We start from the raw sequence: 24908 nt of genomic DNA, 5'->3' as shown, positions 1-24908 counted from the left end.
TCCAGCCTCGCCGGCGTGTGAGGCGCGGGTCCGGGCGGAGCCCGGCTGGGGGTCCCCCGGACGGAGTCTGGGGGATGGTGGAAGGGCGGGGAGGGGGCAAACCCCGCAGGGCCCCGCCCCCCCCTCGCCGCGGAGCGGCTACGCGCCCGGCCAGGGGCCGGGGGTGGGGGCGACGGCCTTCTCCTCCGTCTCCTCCTTGAAGACCTTGAAGCCGCGCCGGAGGTAGTTCGCCATGGCGGTCGGGCCGTCGTCGCTGCACGTGTGCAGCCAGACGCGCCGCGTCGGGGCCAGCTCCGGCCAGCGCTCGGCCAGGGACCAGGCCCGCTCGATGCCCACGGTCAGCAGGTGGCCGCCGATGCGCCGCCCCCGGAATTCGGGGAGGAGACCGAAGTACATGATCTCCACCACACCGTCGGGCTGCGGGTCGAGTTCCACGTACCCCGCCGGGGTGCCCCGGTCGTACGCCACCCACGTCTCCACGCCCGGACGGTCCAGCTGCTCCACCCACTGCGCGCGGGTCAGCGACAGCCGGTCCGTCCAGTGGATGTCGCCGCCCACCGAGGCGTAGAGGAACCGGCTGAACTCGGGGGACGGGACCTCCGAGCGGACGATCCGGATCTCCGGGCCCGGGACCGCCGCCGCGACGAGGTCGGACGGCGCGGTCATTTCCAGGGACCAGGTGGTCAGTGTGCTCGTGCTCATGGACGTCAGGGAATCACGCCGGTCCCCGCCAGGCCCAGCCGGGCGCTGATCACCGCCGGCGCGGTGGAGTGCGGCAGCAGCGCGGCCGGGTTCGCCGGGCGGATCAGCTCCACCTCCACGTCGTGCGCGAAGCGGTACGGGCGGTGGGCCAGCACCCCGCCGAGGTTGCGGCGCACCCGGGAGATCTCCGCGCGGATCGTCACCGTGCGCGTCGGATCCCCGAACAGCTCCTGCGCCAGCTCCGCCGCCGACCGCCCCCGGGGGGACTCCGCCAGCAGGAACAGCAGCTCCGCGTGGCGCGGGCTCAGCTCCTGCGACCAGCTCCCCGAAGCCCCGTAGACGGTGGCCCGCCACGCTCCGGGCCGGCTGAGGTCGAGGACGACGCGGGCCGCCGCCCCGGCGCCGGTACGGGCCTCCGTGACGTTCACCAGCCAGCCGCCCGGCAGCGGCTCCACCAGGCAGTCGCCGAGCTGCGGCACCCAGACCCGGCCCGGTCCGAAGGTCTTGGGCAGCGGGATCCGCTCCGTCGGGGCGAGCCCCGTGACGGCCGCGGTCCACCCGTTGGCGTCCACCGCCAGCGCCCGCCCCGGCATCCGGGCCAGCAGCGGGGCCGCCACCGTCCGCAGCCGTTCCAGCGACTCCAGGTGGCGTACGCGCAGCTCCCGCTCCGCGAGGCGGGCCACCGAGCTCACCCACGCCAGGGTCGCCGGGTGCATGGTGGCCAGCGGCCCGCTGACGTCGAGGACTCCGAGCAGCGAGCCGTCGCGGGGGTCCCGTACGGGGGCTCCGGCGCAGGTCCAGTCGTGGTGGCTGGAGACGAAGTGCTCCGCCGAGAACACCTGGACCGGTCTGCGGGTCACCAGGGCGGTGCCGACCCCGTTGGTGCCGACCACGGCCTCGTCCCAGTGGGCGCCCACGCCGAAGCCGAGCCGGTCCGCGTTGCGCAGGATCGAGGAGTGGCCCTCCCGCCACAGGAGCCGCCCGTCGGCGTCGGCGACGACCATGATGTGCAGGGCCTCGTCCAGCGAGGGCAGCAGTCCTTCGCGCAGGACGGGCAGCAGTTCCCGTAGCGGAGAGGTCTGGCGCCGCTCCTCGGTCTCGGCGGCCGACAGCATCCGCGAGCGGCTGTCGCGGTCCGGGTGGACCCCGCCCGCCATCATCCGGCGCCAGGACTCCGCGATCTCCGGGCGCGGCGCCGCCGGCGGACGGTCCCCGGCGAGCGCGGCCGCCCGCACCCCCTTGAGCAGACGCGCGGCCTCCCGCGCGTCCATGGCCGAGATGCGTGCCGCACCGACCGCGCTGCCTGTGGTGTGGACCACCGGAACCTCCCCGTGCCGAACATGCGTACGACGGTTGCCGCCCGGCCGGGCCGTCCGGTGCGCGCCGCTTCCCGGCGCGGACCGGTACGTCCGAAGGACGGTTCCGAGTCAAAGGTTGCAACGTCTTGCAACTCTCGCCAAGTCCCGGTCGCCCGATCGAAACTGTGCGCACGTCGCCGAGCGACGTGACAGCTCCTTCCTCGGGGCTTCTCGGATCAGGGGTGGTGCCGAGTCGGCGCGGCGCCATCCCTGATCCAGGTCAACGGGCCCGGATCCCGCACCACAGTGCTTTTCGGAGGGTTGGGGCCCTCCGCATGAGCCTGCTTCCGGAGGGTTGGGGCCCTCCGCTAGCCCGCGATCCGGGCCCGTTCCACCACGGATCCCAGATCCAGACTGTGCGGCAGCGTGCCGAAGGCCGCGCCCCAGTCCCCGCCCAGGCGCGAGGCGCAGAAGGCGTCGGCCACCTCCGGCGGGGCCCAGCGCACCAGCAGGGATCCTTGCAGGACCAAGGCCATCCGCTCCACCACCCGCCGGGCCCGGGCCTCGATGCCCTCCAGGTCCGCGAGCTCGGTCAGCAGGTTCTTGATGGCCGAATCAAGCCGGTGGTCGGCGCCGCGCGCCAGGCCGACCTCCTGGAGGAAGGCGTTCAGCGCCTGCGGCTCGCGCTGGAGGGCGCGCAGCACGTCGAGGGCCTGGACGTTGCCCGATCCCTCCCAGATGGAGTTCAGCGGGGACTCGCGCAGCAGCCGGGGCATCCCGGACTCCTCGACGTAGCCGTTTCCGCCCAGACACTCCAGGGCCTCCGCGACCATCGGCGTACAGCGCTTGGTCACCCAGTACTTCGCGGCGGGCACCGCGATGCGCAGGAAGGCCCGCTCCTGCTCGTTGCCCGAGCTCTGGACGGCGTCGTACGCGGCCGCGAGGCGGAGCGTGAGGGTGGTGGCGGCCTCCGACTCCAGGGCGAGGTCGGCGAGCACGTTGCGCATCAGCGGCTGATCGATGAGCGGTGCTCCGAAAGCAGAGCGGTGCTCCGCATGGTGAGCGGCCTGCGTCAGCGCCTGCCGCATCAGCGAGGCCGAACCGATCACGCAGTCCAGCCGGGTCGCCGCGACCATCTCGATGATGGTCCGCACCCCCCGGCCCTCCTCGCCCACCCGCCGCGCCCACGTCCCGTCGAACTCCACCTCGCTCGACGCGTTCGACCGGTTGCCCAGCTTGTCCTTCAGCCGCTGGATCGCGAAGACGTTCCGCGTCCCGTCCGGCAGCACCCGAGGCACCAGGAAGCAGGTCAGCCCGCCCGGCGCCTGCGCCAGGACGAGGAACCCGTCGCACATCGGCGCCGAGCAGAACCACTTGTGCCCCGTCAGCAGGTACTCGCCCGAGGCGTCCAGCGGCACCGCCGCCGTCGTGTTCGCCCGGACGTCGCTGCCGCCCTGCTTCTCCGTCATGCCCATCCCGAAGAGCACCCCGGCCTTCCGCCCGGCCGGCCGCAGCCCCTCCTCGTACACGTGCGAGGTCAGCCGCGGCTCCCATTCGGCGGCCAGCTCCGGATCGGTCCGCAGCGCCGGTACCGCCGCGTGCGTCATCGAGACCGGGCAGCCGTGCCCCGCCTCAGCCTGCGACCACACGAAGAACCCGGCCGCCCGCCGCAGATGACCCGCCGGCCGCCCCCACGCGTCGGTGAGCCCGGCGCCCACGGCGTGCCCGAGAAGCCGGTGCCACGAGGGATGGAACTCCACCTCGTCGATCCGGTTGCCGTACCGGTCGTGCGTCCGCAGCTTCGGCGGGTTCTCGTTCGCCTGCGTCCCCCAGTCCTGGGCCTGCCGGGACCCGGCCGCACGCCCCAGATCCGTGAGCTCTTCCCTTACCTCCGCGGCGAGTTCGGGCGCGGCGTCCGCGAGGTGCCGCTCGACCCCCTCGCTCAGGACCCGGTCGCTGCCGTATACGTCGTGGCCCACGAGCGGCGGGGCCTGATTGCTGACTGTGTGGGTGGTGGCTGCCATGCCGATACCGTAAGGACGTGCAGCACGCGAAAGAAACACCTGAGCGGATTCCGGGACGCCTCCACCGGGCCCGCGCCCTCTACCGCAACGTCTCCAAGCGCAAGATGGCGTGGCTGCTGCTCAAAGACACCGTGAACTCGTGCATCGAGTACCGGATCCTCGGACTCGCCGCCGAGGCCGCCTTCTTCACCCTGCTCTCGCTGCCCCCGCTCTTCCTGGGCCTGCTGGGCCTCCTCGGGTACGTGGACGGCTGGTCGGGCGGTACGACCGTCGCCAGCATCGAGGAGAACATCCTGCGCGCGGTGGGCACCGTGCTCTCCGACCGGGGCGTCAACGACATCGCCAAACCGATGCTCGACGACGTCACCGGCCGGGGCCGCCCCGACCTCATCTCCCTCGGATTCGCCTTCGCCCTCTGGTCGGGCTCGCGCGCCGTCAACGTCTTCATCGACACCATCACCGTCATGTACGGCCTCGACGGACACCGCGGCATCGTCAAGACCCGGCTGCTCGCCTTCGTCCTCTACATCGCCGCCCTGCTGATCGGCGCCATCGTGCTGCCGCTGATGGTGGTCGGCCCGGACGCGGTGGTGCGGCTGGTGCCCTGGAGCACGGAAGTGATCGCGGTCCTGTACTGGCCCGTGGTCACGCTGCTCTCCATCGCCTTCCTGACCACGCTCTACCACGTCTCCGTCCCGGTCCGCTCGCCCTGGATCGAGGACGTGCCCGGCGCGCTGGTCGCCCTCGCCATGTGGGTGCTCGGCTCGTTCCTGCTGCGGATCTACCTCACCAACACGGTGGAGGGCCCGACCATCTACGGATCGCTGGCCGCCCCCGTGGCGATCCTCCTGTGGATCGGCATCTCGGCCTTCGCCGTCCTCGTCGGGGCCGCCGTCAACGCAGCCATCGACCGGGTCTGGCCCTCCGTGGCCACCGCGGCGGCGCGCGAGGCGAACGAGCGGGTCCGCGAGGCGGAGGCCGCCCAGCTCGTCGCCCGGGCGGCCGCCTGGCGGGCCCTGGCCGAGGGGGAGTCGGAGGACGACGAGGGCGACGAGGACGGGGGCATGCCCTCGGAGTTCCCCGAGCGCTGGTCGAAGTTCCTGCCGCCCGAGGACTACCACTCCCGCCTGCGCAAGCACTGACGGCCGCTGCCCGGCGCCGACCGCGGCCGCTGCCGCTGCCCATGGCCGCTGCCCGGTGCCTGCCGCTGCTGCCCGTGGCTGCTGCCCGCCGCCGGCCGTCGCCGTAGCCTGGTGTCCGTGGCGGATCCCGCGGACTCCGTGCCCGGTTCGGGGTACGAGGAACGGCCGTCCCGGACGGTCGCCGGAGCGGTGCTCTGGCGGGCCGGCGGGGCCGGCTCCGGCATCGTGCTGCCCGACGGGTGCATGGACCTGCTGTGGGTGGACGGCCGGCTCCTGGTGGCCGGACCCGACACCGCCCCGCACCCCGCCGGAGAAGTCCCGGGCTCCGGCTTCGCCGGGATCAGGCTCGCCCCCGGCACGGCGCCCGCGCTGCTCGGCGTACCGGCCCGGCTGCTGCGCGACCGGCGGGTCGAGCTGGCCGACCTGTGGCCCGCCGCCGAGGTGCGGCGCCTCACCGCGCGCGTGGCCTCGTACGGGGATCCCCGCGCGGGACTGGAGGAGCTGGCACGGCTCCGCACGGCCGACGGCGGGCCCCCCGACCCGCTCGTCGCGGAGGTCGCGGCCCGGCTGCGGGCCGGGCAGGGAGTGGCCGCCGTCGCGGGGGCGGTCGGCCTGGGGGAGCGGCAACTGCACCGCCGCTCGCTCGATGCCTTCGGCTACGGGCCCCGGACCCTGGGCCGGATCCTGCGCCTCCAGCGGGCCCTCGCGCTGACCCGGCGCGGGCTGCCGCAGGCGGCGGTGGCGGCGGCGTCCGGATACGCCGACCAGGCCCACTACACCCGCGAGGCGCGGGCCCTGGCCGGGACCACGCCGGGGGCCTACGCGGCGGGCTCCGCCGGTGCGAAGAGGGAGATGCCGGAGCCGTCCGGGTCCAGGACGACGGCGTAGCGCTGCCCCCAGAAGGCGTCCCAGGGCTTCAGGTGGCCCGTGTGCCCGGCCTCCGTCAGCTCCGCGTACAGCGAGTCCACCTCGGCGGGGGAGTCGCACAGGAACGCCAGCCCCACCCGGCCGTCGCTCGTGGGGCGGGTCCAGGACGGGTCGAAGGAGCGGATGACCTCCTCCGTGTCCCAGCCGATCCGCTGCCCGCCCGGCAGGACGGCTTCGACGTGCGGCTGGGTTTCGGCCCCGGCGGGCACGTCGATGCCGAGGCGGCGGTAGAAGGCGAGCGATGCGGCCATGTCGGAGACGATGATGCCGATCATGTCGAGTCGGGGAGTCATGAACTCACCCTAGGCACGCCCGGCCGGGCCGGTCTTGAACGAATCGGACACCGGCGGTGGCGGGCGGCCGGCCGGTCACTCGGTGTCCTCCTCCTGGGGGAGGTGCCGGTAGACCGTGGCCCGGGAGACGCCGAGCGCGGCGGCGATCGCGGTGGCCCCGCTGCCCGCCGCGTGCATCCGGCGGGCGGCCTCGATCATGGCCGGGCTCATGGCGGCGGGCCGCCCGCGCCGGCCCCCCGGCACGGGCCGGGCGGGGGCGTCGGGCCCGTGCGTTCCCCGCGGCTCCCGCGGGCCGTCGAGCAGGCGGCGTACGCCGTCCAGCACGGCCTCGCGCAGGGCCGGGACGGGGGCGTCGGCGAAGAGCACCACCGGGTCGGAGAGCATGGCGACGGCCTGGGCGGCCCGCACCCGCTCCGCGAAGCCGGGATTCGGCCCCGCGACCAGGAAGTTGGCCCGGAGCATGGCGTCGCGCAGGCGGGCGAAGGCCGGGCCGGGGGCGGCCGGCGCCGTGTCCTGGAGGTTCAGGCGGAGCAGCCGGCGGTGTTCCAGCCAGACGTCGAGCACCCCCTCGATGGCGGCCCACCGGGCCCGGTCCGCGGGTCCGTCGCCCGCGCCGGCTGCCGCGGCGCGGGCCAGGGCGGCCGCCAGATCGCGGAGCATCGGCTCCACGAGGGCGCCGAGGATGTCGGCCTTGCCGGGGAAGTGGTAGAGCACCGCCGGCTTGGAGACGCCCACCCGTTCGGCGATCTCCCGCAGCGAGGTCTCGTGGAAGCCGTGGACGGCGAACAACTCCATGGAGACCCGCAGGATCCGCCGCCGGGTGTCGGGAGCCGTCTCGGCCATCAAGGCGTTCCGCGGCGCAGCGGGGGCGGCGGGTGTCTCGTAAAGCGTCTCAGAATCTGCGGTTCCGCTGCTCTCCATGCGGAACAGCTTAATCTCTGTAACCGACTTGACCGCTGATTTCCCCGGTCCGCCCTGACCGGCGGTAAGTTCGAAACCCGGCTTCGGACTCCCCGTAAAAGAAGTGGCGCGGTCCCGGGGGTGCTTGTTACGGTGGGGACGTTCCCGCCGAGACCGGTACGGGACCGCTCGTCAGTACGTATGCAGACCCGGAGGTGAGTTCATTGATGACTGTCATGGCGCAGGGCGTTGCCCGCACTCAGAAGACCATCAATGTCACTTCTGTGGTCTCCGGCTGACCTCTCACCTCTTTCGCGCCAGCGGCGCGCACCGCCGGGGCCACCCTGTGAAGGGTTTCCCTTGTCTCTCTCCGCCTCCTCGGCTTCCTCCCTCACCTCTTCTCTCACCTCTTCTTCCTCGTCCTCCCCATCGCTTCCGCACGCCCTGGCCCCCTACGGCTGGGACGAAGCGTGGGCGGCCGAGTTCGCCCCGTACGCGGACCAGGGCCTCCTGCCCGGCCGGGTCGTACGGGTCGACCGCGGCCAGTGCGACGTCATGACGGCGCACGGCATCGTCCGCGCCGACACCGCCTTCGTCACCCCGCACGACCCGCTCCGGGTCATCTGCACCGGTGACTGGGCGGTGCTGGAGGCGCACGGCAATCCGCGCTACGTGAAGACGTACCTGCCGCGCCGGACCGCCTTCGTGCGGTCCACCTCCTCCCAGCGGTCCGAGGGACAGATCCTCGCCGCGAACGTCGACCACGCGATCATCGCGGTGTCGCTGGCGGTCGAGCTGGACCTCGGCCGCATCGAGCGGTTCCTCGCGCTCGCCTGGGAATCGGGGGCGCAGCCCCTCGTGGTCCTGACCAAGGCGGATCTGGTCCCGGACCCGGTCACCCTCGGACACCTCGTCCAGGACGTGGAGGCCGCGGCCCCCGGGGTCGGGGTCCTCACGGTGTCCTCCGTGACCGGGGAGGGCACGGACGTGCTCGCCGCGGTGGTCGGGGGCGGTACGAGCGTGCTCCTCGGGATCTCCGGCGCGGGCAAGTCCACGCTGGCCAACGCCCTGCTCGGGGCGGAGGTGATGGAGGTCCAGGAGACGCGTGACGTCGACGGCAAGGGCCGCCACACCACCACGACGCGGAACCTGCTCGCGCTGCCGGGCGGCGGCGTGCTGATCGACACCCCCGGGCTGCGGGGCGTCGGGCTCTTCGACGCGGAGGCGGGCGTCGGGCAGGTCTTCTCGGAGATCGAGGAGTACGCGGAGCGGTGCCGTTTCCAGGACTGCGCGCACGAGGCGGAGCCGGGGTGCGGGGTGCGGGCCGCGGTGGACTCCGGGGAGCTGGCCGAACGGCGGCTGGACAGCTACCGCAAGCTGCTGCGGGAGAACCAGCGGATCGTCGCGAAGACCGATGCGCGGCTCCGGGCGGAGATCAGGCGCGACTGGAGGCTCCGCTCGGCGGAGGGCCGCGCGAACTATTCCGCGAAGCGCACGGGCCGAGCCTGACGACCCCCGCCCCCGGGCCGCACGCGGCCCGGGGGCCCGTTCCCCGGGCTCCGCCCGGACCCGCCCTGGGGATCCGCCCCAAACCCCGGTCCTCAACGCCGGACGGGCTGAAATTGCCCGCACGTTGGCGGCACGTTCGGGCAGACGGCGGCCACATCCAGCCACACCGAACGCGGCCCCGGCCCGCGGGGGAGCGGGCTAGCCCGTCAGGCCCCACGACAGGGCGCGGTCCGGGTGGATCCGGATGACCTCCGGGCTGAAGTGGGGGCCCAGGGAGTGCGGGCCCACCTCCAGGGTGGCCCGGCCGCGGATCTCGATCCCGCGCACCGTCCAGGGACGCGTGCTCACCAGGTCGTCCACGACCAGGGACAGCCGGGGGTTCCTGGTGAGGTTGCGCCACTTCTTCGTCGTGCCCATCGCCAGCCCGCCCACCAGGATCGTCCCGTCGTCCTGCGGGAAGAACCCCACCGGGTTCGCCTGCGGCTGCCCGGCCGCGTCCACCGTCGCGAGCCGGCCCAGGTGCTGCGAACGCAGGTAGGTCAGCTCGGCCTCACTGAAACCCTGGAACTCCGTCTTGTCCGTCGTCTCCGTCATGGGGGAGACGATCCCAGCCGGGCCCGGGCGGCGCATCGGGCCGAAGCCCTAGTCCGCAGGACGGGGCCGGGGATGTGGACGGGGCCGGGGACGGCGTGGCTAGGTCCACAGGACCGTGCCTGCCCAGGCTCCCACCACCAGCAGGCACGCGAACAGCTCCACCAGCACGCTCGTGCCCACCGCCCGCATCACCGCCCGTACCGACGCCCACGCCTCCCCGTGGGTGCCCAGGCGGCGCCGCTCGCAGAGGTAGATGCCGCCCACGAAGCCGGGGACCGTGCCGACGACCGGGATCAGCACGAAGCCCAGTACCGCCCCCGCACCCGCGTACACCACCATCCGGCGGGTGACGCCGACCCCCCGGAGCCGTCGCGGGGGCAGCTGCCACTTCACCACCTGGACGATCAGCAGCAGCGCCGTCGCGCCCGCCAGCAGGCCCCAGGCCACCGACGACCGTTCGTGCAGCGCCCACCACAGGAGTCCGGCCCAGACGAGGAGGGTGCCGGGGGCGCCGGGGACCAGTACCCCGAGCAATCCGAGCACCAGCACCAGCCCCACCAGCAGCAACTGGGGCAGCTGAGGCAGATCCATCTGCTCAGCCTGCCTGACCTGGGGCTACCGGGCCACCCAGCCCCGTTCGTACGCGTGCCAGCCGAGCTGGAGCCGGGTCGTGACCCCCGCCAGTTCCATCAGGCCCTTGACCCGCCGCTGCACCGTCCGCAGGCCCAGCTCCAGGTGCTTCGCCACGCTCGCGTCCGTCATCCCCGCCAGCAGGAGGGTGAGGATCTCCAGGTCCGTGGCGTCGGGTCCGCCGTCGAATTCCTCCGGCGCCCCGGTGGAGCCCAGCCGCAGCGGGAGCGACTCCCGCCAGACCGCCTCGAAGAGGCCCATCAGGGACTCCAGCAGCCCCGACGCGTGCACGACGAGCGCCGCCGGCTCCGCGCCGCGCGCCGTCAGCGGGACCATCGCGAGCGTCCGGTCCGCGATGACGAGTTTGGTCGGCACCGCGGCCGACACCCGGATGTGCTCGCCGCGGGCCAGCGCCGTGGAGGCCTCGCGGATCCCGGTCGGCAGGGTCAGCACCTCCCGTTCGATGACCACCCGGTACGCGACGCCCCGTACGGCCGCCCGTTCCTCCGCCTCGTTGTCCGTGCCCGTCACCACCTGCGGCCGGCCGCTGACCAGCGCGCACACCTCCTCCACCGCGCCGAGCTGGAGCTGGTGGAAGCGGTGGGCCACCGCGCTCGCGCCCGTCACCACCTCCACCAGGTCGTGCACGGCCGGCTCGGCGGCCTCCGCCCGGTACTCCTCCGCCAGCAGGGCCGCCGCCAGTTCCGCCTGCTCCAGCTCGTGCCGCTGCTGGGTGAGCAGGGCCCCCAGGGCGACCCCGGGCGGGGCCGCCACCCACCGGCCGGGGCGCGCGGAGGACTGGGCGGCGAGCCCGTGCCGCTCCAGGTGGCGCAGGGTCCGTTCGGTCTGCTGCACCGGCAGTGTCAGCCGGTGCGCGAGGTCCGGTATCTCCGCCGCCCCCAGCGCGACCAGCGCGCGGTAAGCGGACTCCTGTCCTTCGTCGAGGCCTATCGCACCCAGCACCTTGTCCACCCAACCTTCTCGGAGCCGTTCCTGGCGGGAAGCGGCCACGGCGCAAACCCGCCGCCGACATCATCGCCGCACCCCCCGCCCCTCTGCCAAGGTGGCGCCACCGCAGCACCAACATCCGCTGGCCAGAAGCCATTTACGCGGCGGTTTCGCCGTGCAATGCAGTAGTTGGCCGGAATTCATCTGGGGAGAGCGATGCGCCCGATATCGCGTACGGCACTGGGAGCGGCCATCGCGGCCGTCCTGGCCGTCACGGCCGTGGGCCCGTCCACGGCACAGCCGAGCGACGGAGCGTCCGGAGCAGGATCCGGCACGGCAGGGAAGGCCCTCACCGGGAGCCGGGAGGCCGCGAAGCAGCCCACCGGGCCCGTGACGGTGACCCTGGTCACCGGTGACCGGATCCTGGTCTCCACCGACGCGCAGGGCCGTACGGCCGCCACCGCGATGCCCCGCGCCGACGGCTCGCAGCCGATCGTGCAGACCCGCCAGGCGGGCAAGGACCTCTACGTCTACCCCGAGAGCGCGGTCACGGCCCTCGCCGCGGGCAAGGTCGACGAGGAACTCTTCAACGTCACCGGCCTGATCCGGCAGGGCTACGACGACACGCACGCCAAGAAGCTCCCGCTGATCGCCGTGTACGAGCGCTCCGCGAGCCTCGCGCGCAGTGCCCCGCCCGTTCCGCGCGGCGCCGAGCAGTCGCTGGTCCTCGGCTCCATCGGCGGTGTCGCCCTCGCCGCCGACAAGGAGAAGGCCGCCGACTTCTGGGCCGACGTCACCGGCGCGCACGTCAACGCGCGCGCCCGGTCGGCCGCCTCCGCCCCGCTGAAGAAGCTGTGGCTGGACGGCAAGGTCCAGGCGAACCTGGAGCGTTCCACCCAGCAGGTCGGCGCCACCGCCGCGTGGGCCGCCGGATTCGACGGCACGGGCACCAAGGTCGCCGTCCTCGACACCGGCACCGACCTCGAACACCCCGACCTCAAGGGCCGGGTCGCCGAAGCCAAGAACTTCACCGACTCGGACACCGCCGAGGACCGCCAGGGCCACGGCACCCACACCATTTCCACTGTCGGCGGCTCCGGCGCCGCGAGCGCCGGCGCCAAGAAGGGCGTCGCCCCCGGCGCCCAGCTGCTCAGCGGCAAGGTCCTCAACGACTCCGGCTACGGCCTGGACTCCTGGATCATCGCGGGCATGCAGTGGGCCGTGGACAGCAAGGCCGACGTCGTCTCCATGAGCCTGGGCGACCCCTCCCAGCTCTCCTGCGACGACCCGATGGCCGCGGCCACCGAGGCGCTGGCCCAGAGCGGCAACACCCTCTTCGTCATCGCCGCCGGCAACTCCGGACCCGGCAACAACACCGTCTCCTCGCCCGGTTGCGCGCCCAGCGTGCTGACCGTCGGCGCCGTCGACCGCGACGACAAGACGGCCTCCTTCTCCAGCCGCGGCCCGGCCGGCCTGAACCACACCCTCAAGCCCGAGATCGCCGCCCCCGGCGTGCAGATCTCCGCCGCGGCCATGGGCGGCCGCGGGGTGTACGCGTACACGTCCATGTCCGGCACCTCGATGGCCACCCCGCACGTCGCGGGCGCCGCCGCCATCGTCAAGCAGCGCCACCCCGACTGGACCCCGCAGCAGATCAAGGCCGCGCTCGTCGGCTCCGCCAACACCGCCGTCCCGGGCGACGTACGGGAGACCGGCGGTGGCCGGCTCGACGTCAAGGCCGCCGTCGACACCACCGTCACCGGCGCCCCGGCGCTCCAGGGCGGCACCTTCAACTGGCCGCAGGACCGCAGCGACCGCACCGGCATCGAGGTCCCGTACACCAACACGGGGACCAAGCCCGTCACGCTGAACCTCTCCGTGCAGAAGGTCACCGGCAACGACGGCTCCGCCGTCCGCAGCCAGGTCGCCCGCCTGGACAAGCGCACCGTGACCGTCCCGGCCGGAGCCACCGTCAAGGTGCCGCTCGCCCTGGACCCCGCCGCGAAGCTGGAGCGCTCCCAGTACGGGGACGTCACCGGCCGCGTCGTCGCCACGGCGAACGGCGTGCACGTCTCCACCCCCTTCTCCCTCTACGTGGAGCCGGAGACGGTGACGGTGCGCGTCAAGCTCATCGACCGCGCGGGCAAGCCGGCCGCGGGCCCGTCCTCCCTGGACCTGATCGGCACCGACGACGCCACCGGTGAGCGCCGCTTCAACGAGGGCGCCGCCGACCAGGTCTACCGGGTCCGCCCGGGCTCGTACTTCCTCTCCGCCTTCGTCGGTACTCCCGACGCCGGAGAGGGCGACCGGATGTACGACTCGCTCACCTACCTCGGCCGTCCGCAGACGGAGATCAAGAAGGACACGGTGATCGTGCTGGACGCCCGCAAGGCGGCCAGGCTGAGCATCGCCACCGACAAGCCCGCCGAGGCACGCGCCACCACCCTCGCCTTCTCCCGCTCCTGGGGCGACGCGTGGGTCCACGCCGGCAGCGCCATGGGCGGCCGCACGATCCGCGGCTACTACGCCTCGGTCGACGGCACGGCCAAGGAGGGCGACTACGAGTTCGGCAGCTACTGGCGGGCGGCCGCGCCGCTGCTCTCCGAGCTGAAGGCCGACGGCGGCCCGGTGCTGCACCCGCTCACCGCCTCCACCGGCAGCGACAACCTCGACGGCACGGGCAGCGCCCCGCTCGTCAACGCGGGCTCGGGCACGCCCGAGGAGCTCGCGGCCGTCGCCGCCAAGAACGCGATCGTGCTGGTCAAGACGGCGGACGAGGGCTCGGCGTACGAGATCGCCGGCAACGCGAAGGCGGCCGGAGCCAAGGCCGTCCTCGTCTACCGCGAGGCCCCCGGCCGCTGGCAGGCCTTCACCGGCTACGCGGGCGGCGCCCTCCCCGTGCTGACCGTCGAATCGGCCGAGGGTCAGGCCCTGCTGGCCAAGCTCGGCAAGGGCCCGGTCACACTGAGCTGGAAGGGCAGCGCGAAGAGCCCGTACGTCTACAACCTGGCCCAGATCGAGAAGGGCCAGGTCCACGGGGACCGTACCTACCGGGTGCGCGACCGTGACCTGGGCGCCGTCGAATCGGCCTACCAGTCGATGGGCGTCGCCGCCGACTACGTCGACGTGACCGGGGCCTACCGCCCGCTCGGCAACGCCGTGTACTTCGGCTCCATCGACACCGTCGCGGTACCGGGCAAGCGCACCGAGTACTACTCCGCCGGGGACACCGCCTGGGACCACCTGGTCTCCAGCAGCTTCCCGTGGGGCGAGTTCATGACCGACCAGCACCGTACGTACAAGGCGGGCTCGAAGCGCGCCGAGAACTGGTACGACGGGGTCATCGGCCCGGTGGCGCCGCGCGACACCGCGGGCAAGGAGCAGCTGGCCGCCGAGCGGCAGGGCAACCTGATCGGCTTCGCCTCCGCCATCTGGGGCGACACCGGGCACTACGCCCAGCAGGGCGGCTTCGGCGACCTCGGCAACGTCTCGCTCAAGGTCGACGGCGAGTCGCTGGGCGACACCGGATACCCGTTCGGTGCCTTCGAGGTCCCGGACCGCGAGGCCACGTACGAACTGACCCAGTACCTGGAGAAGTTCGGCCAGCCGGCCCGTACCTGGCAGCGCTCCTCCGCGATCCAGACCACCTGGACCTTCCGCTCGAAGCTGGACGCGACGCAGTACTCGCAGGCGCTGCCGGTCATCTTCCCGCGGATCTCCGCCCCGCTGGACGGCATGAAGACGCTGGCCGCGGCCAACGGCCAGAAGATCGGCCTCTCGGTCAGCGGGCACGCGGGCTACGCGCCGGGCGCGCTCAAGTCGGCCAAGCTGTCGTACTCGTACGACGAGGGCGGCAGCTGGACCGAGGCGAAGGTCGGCGAGCGCGGCGGGCAGTGGACCGCGACCGTGGACCACGCCGGAGCCGCGGGCAAGCGGGTCATGCTCAAGGTCGAGCTGACCGACAAGAACGGCGCCACCGTCACCCAGATGGTCGCGCGGGCGTACGACATTCGGTAAGTCGTACGACATAGAGCAGGGGGGTCCATCGGACGGCGGTCCGATGGGCCCCCCTTTTCCTGCGTTCGCCGGATTTCGGCTGCGCCGGAGCCCGACAATGAGGGCCATGAGTCAGCGGGACGCGGGCGCGGATGACTGGTGGCAGAAGCTCTACGAGGACCCCGACGGGGGACCTGAACCCGACCCCCGGGACACCCTGGAACACCGCTTCCGCTCGGCGGCGGTCCTGGTCGCCCCGAACCCGGTACCGGTACCCAACCCCCGGAGAACCCCGGCCCCCTTGACGGAACCCACCGCCGACCCGGACCCGGAGCCGGTGATTCCACCCGGTGCCGTGGCGGAGCCGCCTGTGCCTGATTCCTGGCCGGTGGCGGAGCCGCCTGTGGCCGTTGGCGGGCCGGGGGTGGAGGCGGAGCCGCCGGTGGTGTCTCCCGGGCCGGTGGTGGAGCCGCCTGTGGCTGATCGCGGCCCGGTGCCCGAGGGGGTAGCGGGGCCGGCGGGGCCTGCTCCCCGGCCCGTGGTGGAGTCGCCCGCGGCCGTTGGAGGGTTGGTGCCTGAGGCGGAGCCGCCCGTGGGTGCTTCCTGGCCGGAGGCGGGGACGTCGGGGCCGGAGGAGGCGTACGGCGGCTCGGTGCTGCCGCCGCCGCGGGATCCCCGGGAGGGCGGCCAGACCTGGTACGCGCTCGGGAGCGTCGCCGTGCCGCCCGCGCTGCCCGCCGAGGAGGCGGGGGAGCCGTCCGACTGGAGCTGGGGCCTACGGGACGATGCGACCACGGAGGCCGCGCCCCCGGCCCCGGACCCGGCGGGTGTCGGACGCGCCCCCGACGGCCCGTACGCCGGAGCAGGGCACCCGGGCCCGGACGTGTCCGACCCGACATCGGGTGCGGGCGCGGATGCCGGTCGGGGTCCGTGGACGGGTCCGGGCCCCGGCTCGGCCCCGGGCTCGGCCCCAGGATCGGGTTCCGCTTCCGCGTCTGCCCCGGCTTCAGGTTCCGGCCCCGGCTCCGGTCTAGGGACCGGGTCTGGCTTCGGGTCCGATGCAGACCGCAGGTTCGGACCCGACCTCGGAACGAGTTCCGGTTCCGGCCTGGGCCCCAGTTCCGGCCCGGGTGCCAGCCCCAGTTCAAGCCCCGGCGCCGGCACCGGGTCAGGCCTCGGCTCCGGCACTGGTCTCGGCCCCAGCACCGGCCCCAGCACCGGCCCCGGGTCAGGCACTGGTTCCGGCACCGGCCTCGGTTCCGGCTCCGGCACCGGCCTTGGCTCCGGCCCCAGGTCCGGCACTGGTTCCGGCCTCGGCTCCGGGTCCGGCACTGGTTCCGACCTTGGCTCCGGGGCAGGCACTGGCCTCGGCTCCGGGTCGGGTCCTGGCTCAGATCCCAGGTCCGGATCCGTTTCCGGTCCTGAGACCGGCTTTGCCCTGGGGTCGCATCCCGGCTCCGGGGCGGGCTGGGGTTCCGCTCCCGTGTCCGGGGGCGGTGCCGATGTCGGCTTCGGGTCGGGCTCTGGAAGCGGGGCCGGGTCCGGCGGGCCGGATGGTGAGGCAGGTCAGGAGGGCCGGACGGGACCGGGCCACGGGGGCCCGGCGGGGCGTGGTCAAGGAGGGGGCTCCGGGGACGGGGTCGCGGGTGGGGTCGGGGTTTTGGGGGTGCCGCGGCCCGTCGTGGCGCATTTGGGGGACCGGCCGCCCACCTACGCCGCGGAGCCCATCGCGCTGCCCGCCGCCGACCCGGCCGGGCTCGTCGCACTGACCCCGGACACCGTGCTGGAGGGGGCCCAGTACGGCGGCTACACGCTGCGCGCGGCCTCCGTGCGCGGGGACTCCGCCCGGTTCCGGGGCGAGGCCCGGCGGGACTTCCTGCTCACCGCCCGCTTCGGCAGCGGCCCCGACGCGCTGGTCCTGGTCGTGCTCGCCGGCGGGGACCGGGCCGCGCCCGGGGCCGCCGAAGCCGCCGCCGAGGTGTGCCGCTCGGTCGCCGGAGCCGTCGGGCGCAGCCAGGAGCGGCTGTCGCAGGACATCCGGGACGGCCGGCGCGAAGCCCTGCGCTCAGGGCTCCAGCGGCTCACCGACCGCGGCTACGGGCAGCTGCGCGCCCGCGCCGCCGAGCTCGGGCTCCCGGAGGACGGTTACACGGCCGGCCTGCGCGGAGTGCTGCTCCCGGTCGACCCCGGCTGCCGCACCCGGGTCTGCTTCGGCGCGGGCGCGGGCGGACTGTTCCGGCTCCGGGACGGACAGTGGCGGGACCTGGAGGAGCCCGCGCCCACCCCGGTGGCCCCCGCCCCGTCGGCCCCCTCGGCCCCGCCCGCCGAGCCCGCCGGATTCCGCTTCCGCTTCCGGGCCTCCGTGGCCCGGCCCGGGGACACCCTGCTCCTGTGCTCCGGCGGCCTCGCGGACCCGATGCGCGAGGAGGAGCCGCTCTCCGCCGAGCTCGCCGCCCGCTGGGCCGACGCATCCCCGCCGGGCCTCGCCGCCTTCCTCGCGGACACCCAGCTGCGCCTCAAGGGGTACGCCGACGACCGGACGGCCGCCGCGGTCTGGGAGGCGTAACCGGGCGGATCGTGCGTGGATGGGAGGCGCACGCGGCAGAGCCGAACCGGAAAAGGGAAGGGCGCCCCCTCCATGGCCAAGCAGAACGTGGCGGAGCAGTTCATCGACATCCTCGTGCGCGCCGGCGTGCGCCGGATGTACGGAGTCGTCGGGGACAGCCTCAACCCCGTCGTCGACGCGATCCGCCGCACCGGCGGCATCGAGTGGATCCAGGTGCGCCACGAGGAGACCGCCGCCTTCGCGGCCGGCGCCGAGGCCCAGATCACCGGCTCCCTCGCCGCCTGCGCCGGCTCCTGCGGACCCGGCAACCTCCACCTGATCAACGGGCTCTACGATGCCCACCGCTCCATGGCCCCGGTCCTCGCGCTGGCCTCCCACATCCCCTCCTCCGAGATCGGCCTCGGCTACTTCCAGGAGACCCACCCCGACCGGCTGTTCACCGAGTGCAGCCACTACAGCGAGCTGATCTCCAGCCCCCGGCAGATGCCCCGCGTGCTGCAGAGCGCCATCCAGCACGCCATCGGGCGCGGCGGCGTCGGCGTGGTGTCGCTGCCCGGGGACATCGCCTCCCTGCCCGCCCCGGAGCAGAGCACCGAGCAGGCGCTCGTGACCGCGCGGCCGACCGTCCGGCCCGGCGACGGCGAGATCGACAAGCTGGTCCGGCTCGTCGACGAGGCCGACCGGGTCACCCTCTTCTGCGGCAGCGGCACCGCCGGTGCGCACGCGGAGGTCATGGAGTTCGCCGGCCGGGTCAAGGCCCCCGTCGGGCACGCCCTGCGCGGCAAGGAATGGATCCAGTACGACAATCCGTACGACGTCGGCATGAGCGGGCTGCTCGGCTACGGCGCGGCGTACGAGGCCACCCACGAGTGCGATCTGCTGATCCTGCTCGGCACGGACTTCCCGTACAGCGCCTTCCTCCCCGACGACGTCAAGATCGTCCAGGTGGACATCCGGCCCGAACACCTCGGCCGCCGCACCAAACTGGACCTAGCGGTCTGGGGCGACGTACGGGAGACCCTGCGCGCGCTGAACACCCGGGTGAAGGCCAAGACGGACCGCAGGTTCCTCGACCGGATGCTGAAGAAGCACGCGGACGCCCTGGAGGGAGTGGTGAAGGCGTACACGCGCAAGGTGGAGAAGCACACGCCCATCCACCCTGAGTACGTGGCCGCGGTGCTCGACGAACTGGCCGACGAAGACGCTGTGTTCACCGTGGATACAGGCATGTGCAACGTATGGGCGGCGCGCTATCTTTCCCCGAACAGAAAGCGCCGCATCATCGGATCCTTCAGTCACGGCTCCATGGCCAACGCCCTTCCGCAGGCCATCGGCGCACAGTTCACCGATCGCGGACGTCAAGTGGTGTCGATGTCGGGCGACGGTGGTTTCTCCATGCTGATGGGAGATTTCCTCACCCTGGTGCAGTACGACCTCCCCGTCAAAGTGGTCCTCTTCAACAACTCATCCCTCGGCATGGTCGAGTTGGAGATGCTGGTTTCCGGCCTTCCTTCGTACGGAACGACGAATAAGAACCCCGACTTCGCGGCGATCGCCCGTGCGGCGGGCGCGTACGGGGTCAGGGTGGAGAAGCCCAAGCAGCTCACAGCGGCTTTGAAGGATGCTTTCAAGCACAAGGGGCCCGCTCTGGTGGACGTGGTCACGGACCCCAACGCCCTGTCCATTCCACCGAAGATCAGCGCTGAAATGGTGACCGGATTCGCACTTTCGGCCAGCAAGATCGTGCTGGACGGCGGGGTGGGCCGGATGATCCAGATGGCGCGATCCAACCTCCGTAACGTGCCGCGCCCTTGAGCCTGGATGCGTGCGGATTCCCCCGGGGGGCATGCATCCCGTAGGCCTGTTCGACAGGCGGGCCGTCGGGGCAGCGGGCATACGGGAGGTACATCGCCGTGCGGGTGGGGGCGAAGGCCGGGAAGTTGTGGCGGAGAGGGCGGCCGGTGCCGCGCGAACCGTCGGCCGAGGAGGGGACGGCGGTGCACGCATCCGGAATCACCCGGAGCGTGCGGCGGGCCGATCTGAAAGCGGTCGGTGAAGTCCGCAGGGATTTAAGGGAGTTGATGCGCCATCGGTGCCGAGCGGAGGCCGCGGAGGTGGCCGAGCTGCTGATCACCGAGCTGGTCACCAACGCGCTCGTGCACACCGATCAGGGCGCCGAGGTCTCCGCGACGCTCGCCGCCGACCGGCTGCGGGTGGAGGTCCGCGACTACGCCGCCCGCCGGCCCCGGCCGCACGTACCGTCCGCCGACGACGGTACGCACGGCAGGGGACTGGTGCTGGTGCAGTCGCTCGCCGACGCCTGGGGCGTGGACGCGCTCGGGCTGGCGCTGGGCGGCGGCAAGGTGGTGTGGTTCGAGCTCGACGGGGCGAAGGAAGCGGGGCCCGCCTGAGTGATCGGGCGGACCCCGCGACGCGGATCCCGGACGGCCCGGACCCCGTCACATCGACAGCATCGGCCGCATCAGCCGAACTGCTGCTCCAGGTCCTTCAGTTTGCGTTCCAGGGAGTCGAGTCGGGGGAGCGTCTGCGTATCGTCCTCGGCGGTGAGGTCCACCGTCCGGGGGCCGGTGGCCGAGATGGCCGTATCAGCCGTGTGATGGGGTTCGGTTCCGCTCACGGCCTGCAGGGAGGGCCGGCGCCGTAGGGGCAGCTGTCCGGTTTCCGCTATGGCCGGCTCCGCGCCGACCGGCGCGGAGCCCGCTCCGGGGGCCAGCCCCGGCACCTCGACCTGACGGGCGCGGGCCACGCGCCCGAACGCCCGGTTCTGCCGGCCGAGCGCCTTGATGTGCGCCCGGTCCAGGCGGTGTTGCTCCCGACGGCGGTGTCGGTCGTTCTCCTTCTCCTTCTTGTCCTCGCGCACCTCGTCCACGGCCTCGTCGAGCGTGCGGACCCCCTCCAGCAGCATCAGCGACCACGCACCGAAGGTCTCCCGGGGGGCCCGCAGCCAGCGAACCATCCGGATCTGCGGCAACGGCCGCGGGATCAGGCCCTGTTCGCGCAGTGCGGCCCGGCGGGTCTGCTTCAGGGCGCGGTCGAAGAGCACGGCCGCCGAGAGCGACATGCCGGAGAAGAACTGCGGAGCCCCGTCGTGGCCGAGGCCGCGCGGGGCGTGCACCCAGTTGAACCAGGCGGCGGCTCCCGCGAACAGCCAGACCAGCATGCGCGAACCGAGGGCCGCGTCGCCGTGGCTGGCCTCGCGGACGGCGAGCACCGAACAGAACATGGCGGCGCCGTCGAGACCGAAGGGGACCAGGTACTCCCAGCCTCCGGAGAGGTTGAGGTTTTGCCGGCCGAAGCCGACCAGCCCGTGGAAGGAGAGCGCCGCGGCGACCGCCGCGCAGCAGAAGAGCAGGACGTAGGAGGCGGTCCCGTAGACGGCTTCCTTGCGCCGCCGCCGCTCCTCGCTGCGCTCCCAGCTGTCCTCGGCCACCCCTGCCTTCTCGCCTTCGCGCTTGCCCCGGGCCAGTACCGCCACTGCCGCAAGTACGCCCAGGATCAGCAGGCTGCCGGGCAGCAGCCAGTCCAGCGATATGTCGGTCAGTCTCATGCGGTTGTCCCTTGCCTCGCGTATGCGGCTGTTCGGCTTGTGGCCGGTGCGGCTTTCCGGGCGCCATAGTGGCGCAGCCGGTGAGCCGTACACGCGGGTTTCGGGGCAAGTGGACGCCAACGAGGGGCGGAGCCCGCCGGATAGGGTGTTGCGGATCGAACGTCCGCTCGTACTGGGTGAGTTGAGTTCGATTCTCGTCAGCCGGACGGGTGGGTTGGGGTCGTGGAGGCGGCGCCGCGCAAACTCGGTGGCGGCCGTACGCCCGGGTGGGTGACACTGGCCGACCGTCGGCGCGGTCAGCGCCGTGGCCGTGGATGCCGTGGGCGCCATGGGCGATGCCGCGGGTCCGCACTGTCCGGGAGATTCATGACGAGCAGGTTCACCGAGTTGTCCGTCGACTGCCACGATCCCGGGCGGCTCGCAGCCTTCTGGTCCGAAGTCCTGGACTTCAAGGTGATCGAGCAGCGCGAGGACATGGTCGAGATCGGCTCCTGGGTGCCGACCGTCGAGGACATCCGGGCCCGTCACATGCCGCCGACCCTGGTGTTCGTCCGGGTGCCCGAGGGCAAGACCGTGAAGAACCGGCTGCACCTCGACGTCAGCCCCATCGACGCCAGTACCGAGGACGAGGTGACCAGGCTGCTCGGGCTCGGCGCCACCAGGGCGGACGTGGGCCAGGGGCCGGACCGGAGCTGGGTGGTCATGGCCGATCCCGAGGGCAACGAGTTCTGCGTACTGCGCACGTTGGCGCCGTAGGCGTCGGGCCGATTCTCAGCTGTCCGCCGTCAGGCGGGCGATCCGGTCCGCGTCGCAGGTGCGGGGGCAGGTGGCGCAGGTGTCGTCGGGGCGGATCGTGTAGAAGAAGCAGCAGCTCGCCCGGTCACGGGTGGGCAGCTGCCGGCCGCCAGGGGCTTCGAGGGTGCGGAAGCCCGCGCCACCGGTGTACGGGGCGGTCGAGCCCGGGAAGAGCGTGTCCAGCTCGCGCATCGCCCGCTGCTCCTCGGCTTCGCCGAGCAGGTTGGCCACGTACCAGAGGCTCTCGACCACGTCGTCGGTGACCATGCCCCACAGGGCGCGCCGTCCGCGCCGCGTCCGCGGGCCGAAGCCCTCCATGACCGGTTCGAGGTGCTGGGCCACCGCAGCCCGTACCTCCGCGCGCAGCGCGTCCTCGTCGGGCACGACCCGGGCCCCGGGGAGCGCGGCCGCCGGGTCGTCCGGCAGGCAGGCGAAGGAGTGGACGCGGACGGCCATCCGGCCGTCGGTCCGGTGGAAGGACACGGCCTCCGGGGGCAGGAGCGGCACGCGCCGGTCCAGGAACCAGGGAGCCGTGAACAGCAGGCACGCCTCCCACGCGTACCGGTGCAGCCCGAACCCCGCCACCACGTCGGCGCGACCCGGGCGCCCGTAGTCGCGGAGTATCTGCGCTTCGTCCCACGCGAGGAACGTCTCCAGGGCGTCGCCGCCCGCCGCGAGCTCGTCCGCACCGACCCACCCCACACCGCGAGGGGAGGGTTCGTGCGGGGCGAGCTCGGTGACGCGCAGTCCGCCGTAGGCCCCGGTCAGCCGGGCGTAGGCGTCCGCCACCGGAGAGCCGGCGTGGCGGACGCCGCCCTGGGTGGGCGTGTCGGCCGTGGCGGCAGCGTCGGCCCTGACGGTCATGACGGTCATGCGCGAACCACCGAATCACCGAGTCACACGATCGTTAACAGGTAAGCCTTACCTTACCTGATCTGTGTGGGGTGTGGGAAGGAGGGTTACTCTTCGGGGCAGGTCGAAACCCGTGGAGGACCGAGTGCGCGATACGGCCCGAGCCCGGGTACCGGCACAGCAGGACCGCAAAGTGGTGCGCCACTCCGTGCGCGGGCAGATCCTCGACGCCCTGCGCGCGGCGCTGCTCGCGGGTGAGCTGGCACCGGGGGAGATCTACTCGGGCCCGGCCCTGGGGGAGCGGTTCGGGGTCTCCGCGACGCCCGTGCGCGAGGCGATGCAGCAGCTGGCGCTGGAGGGGGTCGTCGAATGCCTCCCGAACCGGGGCTTCCGGGTCCTGACCCGGACCCCGGGGGAGCTGGCGGAGCTGGCCGAGGTCAGGGCGCTGCTCGAAGTTCCGGTGATGCTGCGGTTGGCCCGTACGGTGCCGGCCGGGGACTGGGCCGCGGTGGTGCCTGCGGCGGCGGAGGGGGAGGCGGCGGCCGCCGCGGGGGATTCGGCGCGGTATGCGGATGCGGACCGGGCGTTTCACCGGGCGGTGCTTTCGCTGGCCGGCAACGCGCAGCTCCTCCTCGTGGCGGAGGACCTCCACCGGCGCTCCCAGTGGCCCCTGCCGGGGCCCCGGCGCATCCGGCGGGCGGACCTCGTCGCGGACGCGGCGGAGCACGTGGCGGTCCTGGCGGCCCTCTCCACGGGCAACCTCGCGGAGGCGGAGTCCCTGATCCGCACCCACTTCACGTCCCGCTGACCCATTCCCCGGGCGGGGCCGGGGGTTCGCCTCAAACGCCGGCGGGGCTGGGTTGTGGCCGGCGTCGGCCTGTATGTGGCGGGTCGTGTCGTGGTGGCTGCGGGGGTCGGCGCCGGGGCCGGGGTGGGGAGCATTTCAGCCGTCCGGCGTTTGAGGACCGGGGTCTGGGGCGGAGCCCCAGGGGGTCGGGCGGAGCCCGGGGCCCGTCCGGCGGGGCCGGGGGTGTCCCCCAGCCTCGCCGGCGTTTGAGGCGCGGGTCCGGGCAGCGCCCGGGGAACGGTGGAAGGGCGGGTCGGGGACTCAGCCCCGCAGGGCCGAGCCGGCTGTAGCCGCACACCGGCGCCGGGACGGCGGTGGCGGGCACACCGACCGGCCACCGCCGGACGGAGTCCGGCGCAGCGGCGCGATGCCGGTGAGGCCCGCCAGGGCCGCACCGCGCGAGCGGCGCGTCAGGAAGGCGTGGGCGTGGGCGTGGGGTGGAGTTGGTCGGCCAGCCAGGTGGGGATGCCGCCCAGGAGGTGGAAGAGGCGGCGGGCCTCCGCGCGGAGGCGGGTGGCTTCCGGTTCGGGTTCGGCTTCGGCCAGGGCCGCCAGGGCGGGGGCCGTGCCGATCAGGAAGCCGAGGTCCTCCCGGATGCGGAGGGATTCCGCGAAGCCCTTGCGGGCTTCGGCGACCTCCCCGTCCCGCAGGGCCAGCGCCGCCAGGTGCCGCCAGGTGAAGGACAGGAGGAGGGTGTCGCCGTGGGTCAGGGCGCCCGCGTGGGCCCGCCGGTACGCCGGCAGGGCGGAGGAGGGGGCGTCCGCCAGGTGTTCGGCCACCAGGCCCCGGCGGAAGTCCAGTAGGGGGCGGGTGCGGGAGCCCGGGGACAGCAGTGCCGCCGCCCGGCCGAGGGCGGAGCGGGCCTCGTCGGCCCGGTCGCGCACGCCCAGTACGGTCGCCGCGTACGCCAGGTGCCCGCGCTCGCAGGCGGCCGCGCCCCGGTCGTCGTCGTCCTGGGAGACCGCTTCGGCGACGCGCAGCGCGTCTTCCGCCTCGGCCCAGCCCTGCCCGGTGAAGAGGCAGCGTTCGACCAGTAGTCCGGTCCGCTGTACGGCGGCTCCGGCATCGTGCAGGTGCGGCGTCAGCAGGGCCGCCGCGTCGGTCCAACAGCCGCGCGAGCGCAGCCGCCATATCGCCCGCTGGAGGGGGTCGTCTCCCCCGATAGTTCCGGCACTGGACATGGCGGTATCCGCCACATTGCCCTCCCCAAAGCAACCAAGCAGCACGTCGTTGAGCCCTGGGGCGAAATGAGAGCACGGATCGGCAGGTTCGGCCAAGGGGTCGGGTGAACTCTTTCACAAAGTCCGGACGGATCAT

Annotated in this window: 20 protein-coding genes; 9 read left to right on the top strand and 11 right to left on the bottom strand. The window is 73.3% G+C overall.

From position 1 onward, the window contains the following. Positions 1 to 138: 138 nt before the first annotated feature. The 3 genes from AC3IX6_RS07490 to AC3IX6_RS07480 form a co-directional block, all read right to left on the bottom strand. On the bottom strand, positions 139 to 702 hold the full coding sequence (locus AC3IX6_RS07490) for a GNAT family N-acetyltransferase (protein WP_250744144.1): 564 nt from the start codon (positions 700 to 702) through the stop codon (positions 139 to 141). Positions 703 to 707: 5 nt separating this feature from the next. Then, positions 708 to 1973: a helix-turn-helix domain-containing protein gene (locus tag AC3IX6_RS07485; RefSeq protein WP_489371364.1), complete on the bottom strand. Its 1266-nt coding sequence runs from the start codon at positions 1971 to 1973 to the stop codon at positions 708 to 710. A 395-nt stretch (positions 1974 to 2368) separates the two neighbouring features. Beyond that, positions 2369 to 4024, bottom strand: a complete 1656-nt coding sequence (locus tag AC3IX6_RS07480; RefSeq protein ID WP_489369452.1) for an acyl-CoA dehydrogenase family protein — start codon at positions 4022 to 4024, stop codon at positions 2369 to 2371. Between the two features lie 17 nt (positions 4025 to 4041). Here AC3IX6_RS07480 and AC3IX6_RS07475 point away from each other — a divergent pair, with 17 nt between their 5' ends. Both AC3IX6_RS07475 and AC3IX6_RS07470 read left to right on the top strand, forming a co-directional pair. Then, complete coding sequence (locus AC3IX6_RS07475) at positions 4042 to 5166, top strand: YihY/virulence factor BrkB family protein (protein WP_489369451.1); 1125 nt, start codon at positions 4042 to 4044, stop codon at positions 5164 to 5166. A 117-nt stretch (positions 5167 to 5283) separates the two neighbouring features. Further along, a complete protein-coding gene (locus AC3IX6_RS07470) occupies positions 5284 to 6054 on the top strand; it encodes a helix-turn-helix domain-containing protein (RefSeq protein ID WP_489369450.1) in 771 nt (256 codons plus the stop codon). On the opposite strand, the gene AC3IX6_RS07465 is transcribed toward AC3IX6_RS07470, so the two are convergent. Both AC3IX6_RS07465 and AC3IX6_RS07460 read right to left on the bottom strand, forming a co-directional pair. Further along, positions 5985 to 6386, bottom strand: coding sequence for a VOC family protein (locus AC3IX6_RS07465; RefSeq protein ID WP_489369449.1), 402 nt, complete (start codon positions 6384 to 6386; stop codon positions 5985 to 5987). The two genes, AC3IX6_RS07470 and AC3IX6_RS07465, sit on opposite strands and share 70 nt — an antisense overlap. Before the next feature lie 75 nt (positions 6387 to 6461). Continuing rightward, positions 6462 to 7229: a TetR family transcriptional regulator gene (locus tag AC3IX6_RS07460; protein WP_489369448.1), complete on the bottom strand. Its 768-nt coding sequence runs from the start codon at positions 7227 to 7229 to the stop codon at positions 6462 to 6464. A 417-nt stretch (positions 7230 to 7646) separates the two neighbouring features. Here AC3IX6_RS07460 and rsgA point away from each other — a divergent pair, with 417 nt between their 5' ends. Next, positions 7647 to 8795 (top strand): ribosome small subunit-dependent GTPase A, encoded by a 1149-nt coding sequence (gene rsgA / locus AC3IX6_RS07455; protein ID WP_489369447.1) that lies wholly within the window; start codon positions 7647 to 7649, stop codon positions 8793 to 8795. Positions 8796 to 8993: 198 nt separating this feature from the next. Here rsgA and AC3IX6_RS07450 read toward each other — a convergent pair whose 3' ends face one another. From AC3IX6_RS07450 to AC3IX6_RS07440, 3 genes are all read right to left on the bottom strand, one after another. Next, a complete protein-coding gene (locus AC3IX6_RS07450) occupies positions 8994 to 9389 on the bottom strand; it encodes a PPOX class F420-dependent oxidoreductase (protein ID WP_489369446.1) in 396 nt (131 codons plus the stop codon). Positions 9390 to 9488: 99 nt separating this feature from the next. Further along, complete coding sequence (locus tag AC3IX6_RS07445) at positions 9489 to 9980, bottom strand: DUF456 domain-containing protein (RefSeq protein WP_489369445.1); 492 nt, start codon at positions 9978 to 9980, stop codon at positions 9489 to 9491. 24 nt (positions 9981 to 10004) lie between these two features. Continuing rightward, positions 10005 to 10982: a helix-turn-helix domain-containing protein gene (locus AC3IX6_RS07440; protein ID WP_489371363.1), complete on the bottom strand. Its 978-nt coding sequence runs from the start codon at positions 10980 to 10982 to the stop codon at positions 10005 to 10007. Between the two features lie 201 nt (positions 10983 to 11183). Here AC3IX6_RS07440 and AC3IX6_RS07435 point away from each other — a divergent pair, with 201 nt between their 5' ends. The 4 genes from AC3IX6_RS07435 to AC3IX6_RS07420 all read left to right on the top strand — a co-directional run bounded on the left by AC3IX6_RS07435 (position 11184) and on the right by AC3IX6_RS07420 (position 19940). Then, on the top strand, positions 11184 to 14984 hold the full coding sequence (locus tag AC3IX6_RS07435) for a S8 family peptidase (protein WP_489369444.1): 3801 nt from the start codon (positions 11184 to 11186) through the stop codon (positions 14982 to 14984). A 1660-nt stretch (positions 14985 to 16644) separates the two neighbouring features. Beyond that, positions 16645 to 17529 carry a protein phosphatase 2C domain-containing protein gene (locus tag AC3IX6_RS07430; RefSeq protein ID WP_489369443.1) on the top strand — a complete coding sequence of 295 codons (885 nt, stop codon included), beginning with the start codon at positions 16645 to 16647 and terminating at the stop codon, positions 17527 to 17529. A 72-nt stretch (positions 17530 to 17601) separates the two neighbouring features. After that, positions 17602 to 19344 carry a pyruvate dehydrogenase gene (locus AC3IX6_RS07425; protein WP_489369442.1) on the top strand — a complete coding sequence of 581 codons (1743 nt, stop codon included), beginning with the start codon at positions 17602 to 17604 and terminating at the stop codon, positions 19342 to 19344. A gap of 209 nt (positions 19345 to 19553) precedes the next feature. Beyond that, entirely contained in the window at positions 19554 to 19940 is a 387-nt protein-coding gene (locus AC3IX6_RS07420; protein WP_489371362.1) for an ATP-binding protein, read from the top strand. 71 nt (positions 19941 to 20011) lie between these two features. On the opposite strand, the gene AC3IX6_RS07415 is transcribed toward AC3IX6_RS07420, so the two are convergent. Next, positions 20012 to 21097 carry a DUF2637 domain-containing protein gene (locus AC3IX6_RS07415; RefSeq protein ID WP_489369441.1) on the bottom strand — a complete coding sequence of 362 codons (1086 nt, stop codon included), beginning with the start codon at positions 21095 to 21097 and terminating at the stop codon, positions 20012 to 20014. Positions 21098 to 21463: 366 nt separating this feature from the next. Here AC3IX6_RS07415 and AC3IX6_RS07410 point away from each other — a divergent pair, with 366 nt between their 5' ends. After that, complete coding sequence (locus AC3IX6_RS07410) at positions 21464 to 21853, top strand: VOC family protein (RefSeq protein ID WP_489369440.1); 390 nt, start codon at positions 21464 to 21466, stop codon at positions 21851 to 21853. 15 nt (positions 21854 to 21868) lie between these two features. Here AC3IX6_RS07410 and AC3IX6_RS07405 read toward each other — a convergent pair whose 3' ends face one another. Further along, positions 21869 to 22765, bottom strand: coding sequence for a (2Fe-2S)-binding protein (locus AC3IX6_RS07405; protein ID WP_489369439.1), 897 nt, complete (start codon positions 22763 to 22765; stop codon positions 21869 to 21871). 112 nt (positions 22766 to 22877) lie between these two features. Between AC3IX6_RS07405 and AC3IX6_RS07400 the strand changes: the two genes are divergently transcribed. Next, positions 22878 to 23552 (top strand): GntR family transcriptional regulator, encoded by a 675-nt coding sequence (locus tag AC3IX6_RS07400; protein ID WP_489369438.1) that lies wholly within the window; start codon positions 22878 to 22880, stop codon positions 23550 to 23552. A 449-nt stretch (positions 23553 to 24001) separates the two neighbouring features. Here AC3IX6_RS07400 and AC3IX6_RS07395 read toward each other — a convergent pair whose 3' ends face one another. Further along, positions 24002 to 24787, bottom strand: coding sequence for a hypothetical protein (locus AC3IX6_RS07395; RefSeq protein ID WP_489369437.1), 786 nt, complete (start codon positions 24785 to 24787; stop codon positions 24002 to 24004). Between the last annotated feature and the right edge of the window lie 121 nt (positions 24788 to 24908).

This window comes from Streptomyces sp. GL_141 (assembly GCF_057834385.1).
Note: the sequence above shows the minus strand (reverse complement) of the source record. Positions and strands in the feature narration are given on the sequence as shown.

What these genes read in the sequence shown, in the direction of transcription:
- AC3IX6_RS07445 (WP_489369445.1), bottom strand. Translation starts at nt 9,980, where the DNA reads ATGGATCTGCCTCAGCTGCCCCAGTTGCTGCTGGTGGGGCTGGTGCTG.
- AC3IX6_RS07480 (WP_489369452.1), bottom strand. Translation starts at nt 4,024, where the DNA reads ATGGCAGCCACCACCCACACAGTCAGCAATCAGGCCCCGCCGCTCGTG.
- AC3IX6_RS07485 (WP_489371364.1), bottom strand. Translation starts at nt 1,973, where the DNA reads ATGGACGCGCGGGAGGCCGCGCGTCTGCTCAAGGGGGTGCGGGCGGCC.
- AC3IX6_RS07405 (WP_489369439.1), bottom strand. Translation starts at nt 22,765, where the DNA reads ATGACCGTCATGACCGTCAGGGCCGACGCTGCCGCCACGGCCGACACG.
- AC3IX6_RS07435 (WP_489369444.1), top strand. Translation starts at nt 11,184, where the DNA reads ATGCGCCCGATATCGCGTACGGCACTGGGAGCGGCCATCGCGGCCGTC.
- AC3IX6_RS07465 (WP_489369449.1), bottom strand. Translation starts at nt 6,386, where the DNA reads ATGACTCCCCGACTCGACATGATCGGCATCATCGTCTCCGACATGGCC.
- AC3IX6_RS07410 (WP_489369440.1), top strand. Translation starts at nt 21,464, where the DNA reads ATGACGAGCAGGTTCACCGAGTTGTCCGTCGACTGCCACGATCCCGGG.
- AC3IX6_RS07450 (WP_489369446.1), bottom strand. Translation starts at nt 9,389, where the DNA reads ATGACGGAGACGACGGACAAGACGGAGTTCCAGGGTTTCAGTGAGGCC.
- AC3IX6_RS07490 (WP_250744144.1), bottom strand. Translation starts at nt 702, where the DNA reads ATGAGCACGAGCACACTGACCACCTGGTCCCTGGAAATGACCGCGCCG.
- AC3IX6_RS07425 (WP_489369442.1), top strand. Translation starts at nt 17,602, where the DNA reads ATGGCCAAGCAGAACGTGGCGGAGCAGTTCATCGACATCCTCGTGCGC.
- AC3IX6_RS07415 (WP_489369441.1), bottom strand. Translation starts at nt 21,097, where the DNA reads ATGAGACTGACCGACATATCGCTGGACTGGCTGCTGCCCGGCAGCCTG.
- AC3IX6_RS07460 (WP_489369448.1), bottom strand. Translation starts at nt 7,229, where the DNA reads ATGGCCGAGACGGCTCCCGACACCCGGCGGCGGATCCTGCGGGTCTCC.